At 63.6% G+C, this 11316-nt stretch carries 11 protein-coding genes; all 11 read left to right on the forward strand.

What is annotated here, in order from left to right:
* The coding region (locus ACRCSW_RS19870; RefSeq protein WP_438707384.1) for a hypothetical protein at positions 1-309 on the forward strand (309 nt) is incomplete at its 5' end.
* A gap of 226 nt (positions 310-535) precedes the next feature.
* Positions 536-1627, forward strand: coding sequence for an Acg family FMN-binding oxidoreductase (locus ACRCSW_RS19875; protein ID WP_438707385.1), 1092 nt, complete (start codon positions 536-538; stop codon positions 1625-1627).
* Between the two features lie 163 nt (positions 1628-1790).
* Positions 1791-2774: an alpha/beta fold hydrolase gene (locus tag ACRCSW_RS19880; RefSeq protein WP_438707386.1), complete on the forward strand. Its 984-nt coding sequence runs from the start codon at positions 1791-1793 to the stop codon at positions 2772-2774.
* A complete protein-coding gene (locus ACRCSW_RS19885; protein ID WP_438707387.1) occupies positions 2771-3613 on the forward strand; it encodes a DUF6544 family protein in 843 nt (280 codons plus the stop codon). Before ACRCSW_RS19880 ends, ACRCSW_RS19885 begins: the two co-directional genes overlap by 4 nt.
* Before the next feature lie 103 nt (positions 3614-3716).
* Entirely contained in the window at positions 3717-5540 is a 1824-nt protein-coding gene (locus tag ACRCSW_RS19890) for an NAD(P)H-dependent oxidoreductase subunit E (protein ID WP_438707388.1), read from the forward strand.
* Positions 5537-6244, forward strand: coding sequence for a 2Fe-2S iron-sulfur cluster-binding protein (locus ACRCSW_RS19895; protein ID WP_438707389.1), 708 nt, complete (start codon positions 5537-5539; stop codon positions 6242-6244). The genes ACRCSW_RS19890 and ACRCSW_RS19895 overlap by 4 nt, the downstream gene beginning before the upstream one ends.
* Positions 6241-6810: an NADP oxidoreductase gene (locus ACRCSW_RS19900; RefSeq protein ID WP_438707390.1), complete on the forward strand. Its 570-nt coding sequence runs from the start codon at positions 6241-6243 to the stop codon at positions 6808-6810. The genes ACRCSW_RS19895 and ACRCSW_RS19900 overlap by 4 nt, the downstream gene beginning before the upstream one ends.
* A 14-nt stretch (positions 6811-6824) precedes the next feature.
* Positions 6825-8267: a Ni/Fe hydrogenase subunit alpha gene (locus ACRCSW_RS19905; RefSeq protein ID WP_438707391.1), complete on the forward strand. Its 1443-nt coding sequence runs from the start codon at positions 6825-6827 to the stop codon at positions 8265-8267.
* An 11-nt stretch (positions 8268-8278) separates the two neighbouring features.
* Positions 8279-8764, forward strand: a complete 486-nt coding sequence (locus ACRCSW_RS19910) for a hydrogenase maturation protease (RefSeq protein ID WP_438707392.1) — start codon at positions 8279-8281, stop codon at positions 8762-8764.
* Entirely contained in the window at positions 8761-10998 is a 2238-nt protein-coding gene (gene hypF / locus ACRCSW_RS19915; RefSeq protein ID WP_438707393.1) for a carbamoyltransferase HypF, read from the forward strand. The genes ACRCSW_RS19910 and hypF overlap by 4 nt, the downstream gene beginning before the upstream one ends.
* Before the next feature lie 115 nt (positions 10999-11113).
* The coding region (locus ACRCSW_RS19920) for a hydrogenase maturation nickel metallochaperone HypA/HybF (RefSeq protein WP_438707394.1) at positions 11114-11316 on the forward strand (203 nt) is incomplete at its 3' end.

Raw genomic sequence — 11316 nt, forward strand, 5'->3', positions numbered from 1 at the left:
CGATTTGGAACCTTGCTCGCGGAACTCATCAGGGCCAGGGGTGGCTACGCCGCCGCACAAATAGGCCGGACACACGACTGTACTGACGACCGTCGCAGCATCGCCAAAAACCTCTTGCATTGCAGGAGCCATCCACACAGGTCATTCGACGGTGACCGGTCGCTGCGCTGCAACATCCCGTTAGGGGCCGCTCGCCGATTTCAGGGCACAAACCACAAGCCGATATTCGCGTTGCCGCAGAAACTCTTGTCGGGCAGCTTCGGCATCTTTGACGTCAATGGCATGCGGCACTACTGCCCCAGCGCCTAACTGAAGGTTTCAGGTTTGTCCTGACGCATGCGCAGTTGAAGGGGACGCGGAGAGCCGTGACGCCGAAGGGATCTACCAGACATGTCGCAAGGAACACCCGATGTGCGAGGCGCAGGCCGTTCTTGGCCGATCGTACGAGGCATCGGCTTCGAGTTGATCCAACTCAATGTGGGATCGCGTGTCTGAATGCAAACTCTGATCAAGCATCGACTTGGGGGTTCGCTTAATGGCGGTCATCTCTCGCAGAACAACTATCGGATTTGGCCTTTCGGTCGCGGCCCTGGGGGCGATCGGGTTCGGTGTCTGGCCGCGCATGGACAGCTACCGGGAAGAAGTGGAGCGGCAGCGGCAGCTCCTTTCGTCTGACGCCGGGCTTAGGGATCTGGTCCGCATGGCGACACTTGCGGCCAACGGCCACAACACGCAACCCTGGACGTTCAGCCTGGCTGACCAGCGGGTCACCATCCTGCCGGATTTCTCGCGTCGTACAGCTGTCGTCGACCCGGACGATCATCACCTCTATGTCAGCCTCGGCTGCGCGGCGGAGAACCTGATCATCGCGGCTGCAGCGCAAGGCCAAGCGGCCGAGGCGGTGCTGGAGCCGACAGCTGAACCGCAGATCGACATCGCGCTTTCGGCCGCCGAACCCGTGCAGAGTGAGCTCTATCAGGCAATCCCGCTGCGCCAGTCGACGCGTTCGGTGTATGACGGGCAGCCGATCTCCGGCGCCGATATGGCGCTGCTTGAGGCGGCCGCGCGGGACGACGGCGTGTCCGTTCTGTTCTTCACCGCAGCCGAGGCGCGCGATGCGATCCTGGATTTCGTGATCCAGGGCAACAGCACGCAGATGGACGATCCAGCCTTCGTTCAGGAGCTGCGTGACTGGCTGCGCTTCAGTCCGGCCCGCGCCCTGACCACCGGTGACGGGCTTTTCTCGGCCTGCTCGGGCAATCCGGTCCTGCCGGACTGGATCGGGGGGCAGATGTTCCGGCTGTTCTTCACCAAAGAGTCAGAGAACGACAAATACCGGGACCAGATCCGGTCATCGGCAGGGATCGCGGTCTTTGCGGGTGACCGGCCCGACCCGGAGCATTGGATCAAGGTCGGGCGCAGTTTTCAGCGCTTTGCATTGCGGGCGACCGCGCTTGGCATCCGGAACGCCCACCTGAACCAGCCCGTCGAGGTTGCGACGGTCCGGCCTGAGTTCGCACGCTGGCTGGGGATGCCCGATGCCCGCCCCGATCTCGTTGTCCGGTTTGGCCGCGCGCCAGCACTACCGATGTCGCTTCGTCGGCCTGTCAGCGAGGTGCTGGCATGATGCGAGACCCTCCATCGGGTGCGAGATGCTGGCCATTTAGTTGCCTGACCGGCGTTGGTTTCTGGGAGAAGTCACAGGGGTCGCGAAGTTGCCTGTCGGCGACTGGAGCGGATCGGCGAATGGGCAGCCGCTTGGCCTCCAAGGCTTCCGTGAGGTGACCTGAATGACAACGCGGCGCAGCATGCTTCTGGGTCTTGGTGGTCTGGCGCTTGCCGGGAGCGGTTATGCCGCCGGCTCTTTCCGTGAGGCGCGAAGGCTGGCCGACAGCCGGCTCTTTGGCCAGGGCTCCGTGATGGACACGCGCGCGGGGCAGCTTGAATACGCAGTCGTTGGGGACGGCCCGCCTTTGATGATGATCCACGGAACCGGGGGTGGTTTCGATCAGGGTCTGCTGTTCGCCGCGGGCCTGCGCCGGCGCGGTTTCCGGATCGTCGCACCGTCCCGGTTCGGCTATCTCGGCAGCGCGTTCCCCGACGGCGCGTCGCCCGCCCATCAGGCCGACACGCTGGTCGACCTTCTGGACCATCTCGGTATCGAACGTCTGGCCGTCGTGGGAGGGTCGGCGGGTGCGCTGACGGCGGCGGAGTTCGCGCTTCGGCATCCCGACAGATGTTCGCATCTCGCGTTGCTGGTCCCTGCCGCCAACCTGACGAACCGCGATCCGGTTGAGTTCACGGCGCTGCAACGCCTTGCGGTCAATGCAGTCCTCGGGTCGGACTTCTGGTTCTGGTCGCTGTCGCGTCTGATGCCCGGCCAGATGATCCGGACCTTGCTCGCAACCGATCCTGCCCTTCTCGACCAGGTGCCGAAGGCCGAACGCCAACGCGCGACGACAATCCTCGACCAGCTGTTCCCGATCAGCCGCAAGGTCAACGGGCTGCGGACGGATGGTTTCTGGGCCGGGACGCCGTCGACCACCGCCTATGAGCGGATCTCCGTTCCGGCACTGGTCCTTTCGTGCGAGGACGATCTCTTCGGCACCGCCGCGACGGCGCGGCTGCTGGCCAAACGCATCCCCGACGCAGAGATCACCATCTACCCGACCGGCGGACATATCTGGCTTGGGCATGATGATGAGGTGGCCGAGCGCATCTCGGGCTTTGTCCGGGGCGCGGGATCCGCCCCTGTTTCTTTGGAAAGCCAATGAGGAAGACGTTCATGATCTGGGCTTTGGTCGCCGCCTCCGTTTTGGCCTTGGGGCTTGGTCTGCTGATGTGGACGACCAGCCTGCCAAGGGCTTTCGAAACCCGCCGGGCCGAGGCGATGGCCGTCCCGCGCGAAGACGCGAGGCTTCTGACCGAGGCCGACATCGCCGACCTGCCGCCACCGGTCCGCCGCTACATTGCGCTCACTGGCTCGATCGGGCGGCCGGTGGTCACCGAGATCACGATGGAGTTCGAGGCCACGATGTTCGATGCGCCCGGCGCGCCGGGGATGACCGGGCCAGTGGTGCAATACGAGCGCTTCGATCTTCCCCGGCGGCTTTTCCTGATGACGACCCGGATGAAGGGGCTTCCGGTAGCCGTGCTGCACGACTTTGACAGCGATCATGCGACCATGCGGGTCCGCCTGGCGGGTCTGGTCAACGTCGTCGATCTTGGTGGGCCGGAGCTTACCCGGACGGAGACGGTCACAATTCTGAATGACCTTTGTTTCTACGCACCTTCACGCCTGGTCGACGAGCGCCTCACGTGGACCGCGATCGACGACACGCGTGCTCGGGTGACCTTTGCCCTGGGGCAGAATACGGTCTCGGCAGAGCTGGTCTTCAACGCAGAAGGGGAGCTTGTCGACTTCATCTCTGAGGATCGGGGGATGCTGCAAAAGGACGGCTCCCTGCGTATCCTGCGCTGGACGACGCCATTGGGTACGTACCGCGATTTCGGCGGCTGGCGTGTGGCCAGCGAAGGCGACGCCATCTGGCACCTGCCCGAGGGACCATTCACCTATGGCCACATGCGCCTGACCCACTACGAGGCAAAATGATGCCGCAACCAGGAGCCACCGCAGGACAACCGAATGGGCCGCGGCAACGGTGGGTGTTTTGTCGACCGACGCGCCGTGGACTCACCTTTAGGATCGCTCAGCCATGACCACCGAGACAAAGGTTGAACCGCCGCGAGACACCGAATTAGTGGCGATCTGCGCAAGCTACGGGAACGATCGCCACCGGATGTTGGACATCCTTCTGGCGGTGCAGGAAGCGCGCCGCTGCATCACGCCGTCGACAATGGACGCCATTGCCGAGGCTGTCGGCTTGACCCGAATTGCTGTTGAGGGCGTGGCGAGTTTCTATTCGTTTCTGTCGCTTACACCCAAGGGGCGGGTGACGATCCGGCTTTGCGACGACATCGTCGACCGGTTTTGCGGTCTTGATGCAGTTGTGGCAGCGTTCGAGGCGGAGCTTGGGATCAGGGTCGGCGAGACGTCCTCAGATCAGGCGTTTTCGCTGGAGTTCACTCCGTGCATCGGCTTGTGCGACCAGGCCCCTGCGGCGATGATCAATGATGTCGTGGCGACGAACCTGACTGCGGAGCGCGCCACGGCGATCGCGCGCGGGTTGAAACAGGGACTCTCTGCTGCGGACGTGCTGGTTGCGGATCATGACTCGCTGTCGCCCTACGAACGGGCCCGTGCCATGGTTGAAAACAACATACGCCATGCGGGCGAGGTGTTGCTGGGATCGGTGCCTGAAGACGCGGGATTGCGCGCGGCCGCTGCTCTGGAGCCTTCGGCCATCATCGACATGGTCGAAGCCAGCGGCTTGCGCGGCTGCGGCGGGGCGGGTTTCACCACTGGGCGCAAGTGGCGCTTTGCTGCCAACGCCCCGTCGGACCGCCGCTTTGTCATCTGCAATGCTGACGAAGGCGAACCGGGCACGTTCAAAGATCGGGTCCTGCTGACCGAACGCGCTGACCTGGTGTTCGAGGGGATGACCATTGCCGCCCGCGCTGTGGGCGCGCGCGAGGGCCTTTTCTACCTCCGCGGCGAATACATCTACCTGCGCGATCATCTGGAGGCCGTGCTGGCGTCGCGTCGCGCCCGCGGTGTGCTGGGTGCCGATTTCGACATTCGCATCCAGATGGGGGCTGGTGCCTATATCTGCGGCGAAGAGGGCGCACTGATCAGTTCCTGCGAAGGCCTGCCGGGCGAGCCGAAGACCAGGCCCCCCTTCCCGGTAACGCGTGGCTATCTCGGGCATCCGACGGTGGTCAACAACGTCGAGACCTTTGCCCATGTCGCCCGCATCCTCGACCGGGGTGCGGCGTGGTTCAACGCCATCGGGACTGAGAAGAGTCATGGAACCAAGCTTTTCTCCGTCTCGGGCGATTGCGCGCGCCCTGGCGTGTACGAGTTGCCCTATGGCCTCACATTGCGCGAACTTCTGTCGCTTGCCGGGGCCGAAGACGCGGCAGCGGTGCAGGTCGGCGGGCCGAGCGGGACAATGGTCGGTCGCGACAGCTTTGACCGGCGGCTGACCTTTGACGATCTGGCCACCGGGGGTGCGGTGATAGTGTTTTCGGCGCGGCGCAACATCCTGGAAATCGTTGACTACTACCTGTCGTTCTTCGTCCACGAAAGCTGCGGCTATTGCACGCCCTGCCGGGTCGGCAACGTGTTCCTGAAGAAAGCCATCGAGAAGTTCCGCAAGGGTCAGGCTAATGACGACGACATCGCCTATCTGAAAGACCTCTCTGCGACGATCATCGAGACCAGCCGCTGCGGTCTGGGCATGACCTCGCCCAACCCGGTGCTGTCGTCCTTGCAGAACTTCCCGCTGGTCTATTCCGCGCTGACCAAGCCCACGCAGGATGGCATCAAGGCCACGTTCGATATCCAGTCCGCCATCAGCGGCGCGCGCGACATCGCCAAGCGGCGGTCCTACATCTTCGACAAGGATTTCAGCAAATGAGTGAGTCCTTCGTGTTCCGTATCGATGGCGTCGAGATCACGGCCGCCCCCGGCCAGACCATCATGGAGGCCGCCGATGCCGCGGGCATCTACATCCCAAGGCTTTGCGACCATGAGGGCCTGCGCCATCAGGGCGGCTGCCGGGTCTGCACGGTCAAGGCGGGGGGCCGGAGCGTTGCTGCCTGCACCCAGCCCGCCGAGCCGGGGCTGGAGGTCGAGAACGACACGCCGGCGCGGAACCGGGTGCGCCGCGATCTGGTGGAGATGTTGTTCCACGAAGGCAACCACCTCTGCCCGATCTGCGAGAAAAGCGGGAACTGCGAATTGCAGGCGATGGCCTACCGGTTGGAGATGACTGATGCCACCCGCTTTCCCTATCTGGAACCCTGCCGGGACCTCGATGCCTCGCATCCCGACATCGCGCTTGACACCAACCGCTGCATCTCTTGCGGGCGCTGCATCCGGGCGTCGCAGGATGTCGATGGCAAGGGGGTGTTCGGCTATGTCGGGCGCGGCATCCATCGCCGTGTCGCGGTGAATGGCGCCGATCTGGCCCAAACCGATGCCGCCGTTACCGATGAAGCGATGGCGGTCTGCCCGGTCGGCTGCATCATCCGAAAGGGCGAAGGTTTCTCGCAGCCCATCGGCGAGCGGCACTTCGACCATGGCCTGATCGGGCACGAGATCGAGGGGAAGCGCAAATGACCGAACCCCGCAAGGCGCGCGTCGCCACTGTTTCGTTGGCTGGATGCTTTGGCTGCCACATGGCGATCCTCGACATAGACGAGCGCCTGATCGCGCTTATGGAGCGGGTTGAGTTCGACCGCTCGCCCCTGACCGACATCAAGACGTTCACCCGGCGCTGCGACATCGGCATCATTGAGGGCGGCTGTTGCAACGAGGAAAACGTCCATACGCTGATCGACTTCCGCAAGAACTGCGACGTGCTCATCGCCCTTGGCCAGTGCGCCATCATGGGCGGCCTGCCGGCGATGCGCAACGCTATCATGCATTCCCAGGAACCGCTGCGGGAGTGCTTGGAAGAGGCCTACATTTCAGGGCCTTACCTGCGCAACACGACGCGGTTGATCCCCAACGATCCGGTGCTGCCGCTGATCCTGGACAAGGTCTATCCGTGCTCGGAAATCGTGGACATCGACTATCAGATTCCCGGCTGCGCGCCGTCGGGCGATATCATCTTTTCCACGCTTGTCGCGCTTCTGGACGGCAAGTTCAAAGGGTTTGAACGCGAAACCCTGCGGTTCGACTAGAAAGGGGCTGCGGCATGGCTGAGACCAGACTGATCGAAATCTCGCCCGTCACCCGCGTCGAAGGGCATGGCAAAGTGACGATCCACCTTGACGAGAACAACCAGGTCGATGAGGCGCGCCTTCATATCGTCGAGTTTCGGGGGTTCGAGCGGTTCATCCGCGGGCGGCTTTTGTGGGAGGTGCCGGTCATCGTGCAGCGCCTCTGCGGCATCTGCCCGGTCAGCCACCATCTGGCCGCCGCCAAGGCGATGGACCAGATCGTCGGGGTCGATGTGCTGCCCCCCACGGCGGAAAAGATGCGCCGCCTGATGCATTACGGACAGGTGATGCAAAGCCACGTGCTGCATTTCTTTCACCTCTCGGCCCCTGACCTTCTCTTCGGCTTCGGCGCCCCAGCTGAAAAGCGCAACATCTTCGAGGTCATCCGCGAGAACCCGCAACTTGGCCTGCGCGCCGTCCTGATGCGCAAGTTCGGGCAGGAGATCATCGAGGCGACGGCGGGCAAGAAGATCCACGGCACCGGGGCCATACCGGGCGGCATCAACCGCAACCTCGACATCGCCACCCGTGACCGGCTTTTGGCCCGGGTGGAGGAGATGCTGGCCTGGGCACAGGACGCCTTGGCCATCGCGCGCAACTACGTGCAGGACCACAGGGCACTGGTGGACAGTTTCGGCAGCTTCCCGTCCTCCCACATGGCGCTGGTGCGCGAAGGGGATGGGGCGCTCGACCTCTATCACGGTCGCTTGCGCGCCTTGAACGTCGCGGGGGCACCGATCTTCGACATGCTCGACTACAACGATTACCACAAAGTGCTGGTCGAGGATGTGCGCAGCTGGTCCTACATGAAGTTTCCCTACATCCGCGACCTCGGCCCCGACGACGGCTGGTATCGCGTCGGCCCCCTGGCCCGGATGAACACCGCGAGTTTCATCGACACACCCTTGGCCAATGCGGCGCATCAGGCGCTGCGGGCTTTTTCGGGCGGCATGAACCACTCGACGCTGGCCAACCACTGGGCCCGGATGATCGAGGTCGTGCATTGCGTGGAAAAGATCCGGGAGCTTCTGCATGACCCCGACCTGCAGGGCACCGACCTCGTGGCCAAGGGCGAGCGACGCTTTGAAGGCATCGGCGTGATCGAGGCCCCGCGCGGCAACCTGATCCACCACTACAAGGTCGATGAGCATGATCAGGTGACCTATTGCAACCTGATCGTATCGACGACCCACAACAACGAAGGCATGAACCGCGCTGTGAAGGACGTAGCCGTCACCCATCTTTCCGGTCAGCCGAAGATCACCGAGGGCATGCTGAACCACGTCGAAGTGGCGATCCGGGCCTACGACCCCTGCCTGTCTTGTGCGACCCATGCACTGGGGCAGATGCCGTTGCAGGTCGAGATTTACGACGCTGACGCCAGGTTGCTCGATAGGGCCTCGCAATGCATGGGATGACGGACATGCCCGTGCGGCGGATTCTGCTGATCGGCTATGGCAATCCAGGTCGAGGAGACGATGGGCTAGGCCCCGCACTTGCGGCAGAGATCGAGGCGCTGGGGATCGCGGGGGTGACCGTCGACATCGACTATCAGCTGACGGTCGACCATGCGTCGCTGATCGCCGCGCATGACGTGGTGGTGTTTGCCGACGCGATGATCGGCCTCGCCGACCCGTTCCGTTTTGCCAAGGTCGACGGCACCCAGCTTGCGACGCTGGGCAGCCATCAGGTTTCGCCAGTGGCAGCTTTGGCGCTTGCGAAGCTCCTATTCGGGCACGCGCCGCCCGGCTGGATGCTGGCAATCGCCGGAGAGGACTTCGGCGAGGTCAAGGAAGGACTTAGCCCATCCGCCCGCGACAATCTGGCGAGCGCGGTGGCCTTTTTGCGCGACTGGATCGCAGCGGGGCAAGCGGCAGGCACAATCCGTGGTGCTGCAGTGCATAGTGCGGAATGATCAAAGGGCGCCGGATCCGGGTGCGTGGACAAGTGCAGGGGGTGGGCTTCCGTCCGTTTGTCTGGCAGCTGGCCAACCGGATGGGGCTGTCAGGCGATGTCCTGAACGACGCCGAAGGGGTGCTCATCCGTATCGCAGGCACGGATCTGGACGCCTTCGAGGCAGCATTGCGCGACGAGGTGCCACCGTTGGCGCGGATCGACGCCGTGGAAGCGCTACCGTACCATTTTCCTAGTCCGCCCCAACGGTTTGTGATTGCCGCGAGCGAAGGCGGTGGAGCACAGACCGGGGTCGTGCCGGACGCAGCGACCTGCCCCGATTGTCTGGCCGAGATCTTCGATCCGACCCAGCGCCGCTATGGCTATGCTTTCGCCAATTGCACCCACTGCGGTCCACGGTTTTCAATCCTGCGCAGCGTGCCCTATGACCGCGATCAGACCTCGATGGCCGCGTTCGAGATGTGTGCGGATTGTGCCGCGGAATACACGAAACCGGCCGACCGCCGGTTTCACGCGCAGCCTATCGCTTGCCCCGTCTGTGGACCCAGGCTTTGGCTTGAGGTGGATGGCACCAAAATCGCGGGCGATCCCATTGCACAGGCTGCTGTGCGGTTGAGGGCCGGGGAGATACTGGCGATCAAGGGCTTGGGCGGATTTCACCTGGCGTGCGATGCGCACAATGCGGACACCGTAGATCGTCTGCGCGCCCGGAAACATCGCCCCTCCAAGCCCTTCGCGCTGATGGGAACCGCAGCGATGATCGCCGAGCACGCATGGGTTTCGAGCGCGGAGGCCGCGATCCTGGCCAGTGCGTCCGCTCCGATCGTGCTTCTGTCGCCAAGGAACACGCCGCTTGCGCCAGGCATCGCTCCCGGTCTGGCGGTCCACGGCTGGATGCTGCCCTACACACCGCTGCATCACCTTCTGCTGGCCGCGTTCGGCGGGCCGCTGGTGATGACAAGCGGCAATCTCTCCGGCGAACCGCAGGTGATCGGCAACCGGGAAGCGGTTGAAAAACTGGGGCATGTCGCCGACGCGTTTCTGATGCATGATCGGGACATCGAACGGCGGTTGGACGATTCTGTCGAACGCATTACACCTCACGGCCGGATAGTAATGCGCCGGGCGCGGGGGCTGGCCCCCGGCACCTTGCCGCTGCCACCCGGGTTTGCGGATGCGCCAGAGGTCGTGGCCTACGGTGGCCAGATGAAAGCGGCGATCTGCCTCCTCAAGGACGGCCAAGCGCTCTTGTCGCACCATCTTGGCGATCTGGATGACGCGCTGACCTGGGCGGAATTCCAGCGCGCCGACGCAGACTATGCGGCGCTCTTTGATCATCACCCGACGCTCGTCGCGTGCGATCTGAACTCCGACTACCGCGCCTCTCGCTTCGCCGCCGCGCGTGGCCTGCCTCTGGTCCAGGTCCAACACCACCACGCGCATCTGGCGGCCTGTCTGGCCGACAACCTTTGGCCGTTGGAAGCCGGGCCGGTGGCTGGGATCGTGCTGGACGGCCTGGGCTTGGGCAACGACGGCACGTTCTGGGGCGGTGAGGTCATGCTGGGGGACTACCGCAGCTTTGCCCGCGCTGCGAACCTATCCCCTGCACCGTTGATCGGTGGCGACAAGGCCGCCATCGAACCCTACCGCAACCTCTTGGTTCGGCTGGATCAGGCCGGTCTGGGCGGTCTGATGGACGAGCTTCACCCCGACCTTCCGCTGGCACTGCTACGACAGGTCGCGAAGGCCGGTGTCAACGCCCCGATGTCATCCTCGATGGGACGATTGTTCGATGCATTCGCGGCGGCCTTGGGCCTGATGCCTGGCAGACAAAGCTATGAGGGCGAAGCCGCGATGCGACTGGAAGCTTTGGCCGCCAGTGTGACGGACAAGGCCGAGCCCTATCCGATGACGACAGGCGTACTGATCGACCCAAGCCCGCTGTTCCAGGCCTGGGCCGACGACCGATCGGCGAAAATCCCGCCCGCCAGCATGGCCACGCGATTTCATGCAGGCGTTGCAAAGGCCTTTGCCGACGGCGCACGGCAACTGGTCGAAAGCGGTGCCGCGAAAGCGGTCGCCTTGTCGGGCGGTTGCTTTCAGAACGCGGTTCTGCTGGCAATGACCCTTCGTGCGCTTGAGGGTGTGCCGGTGATGATCCATCGCTCGACCCCACCCAATGACGGCAGCCTTGCCCTGGGTCAGGCACTGGTCGCGGCGGCCCAGAGCCTTTGACCGGTGGCAGTCCACTTGTCCGTCGGACGCGAACCGGTTTCACCAGTTCATTCCGCTTGTCCAGTTGATCAAGATCAATGACCCTTTTGCCGTCGCATGATGTCTTGAAATCGAAATGCACGAAGTGTCGATCTGCGAGAGTATCCTGGGTGTGATCGAGGATCAGGCCCGCAAGCACGGCTTTTCCTCCGTGCGCAGGATCACTTTGGAAATCGGCGCTTTCGCCGGCATCGAGCAATCGGCGCTGCGCTTTGGTTTTGATGCTGTGATGCGCGGCTCGGTTGCCGAGGGTGCGCGGCTGGAGATCATTGATCTGCC

The organism is Tabrizicola sp. (genome assembly GCF_051645465.1).
Lineage (GTDB): Bacteria > Pseudomonadota > Alphaproteobacteria > Rhodobacterales > Rhodobacteraceae > Tabrizicola.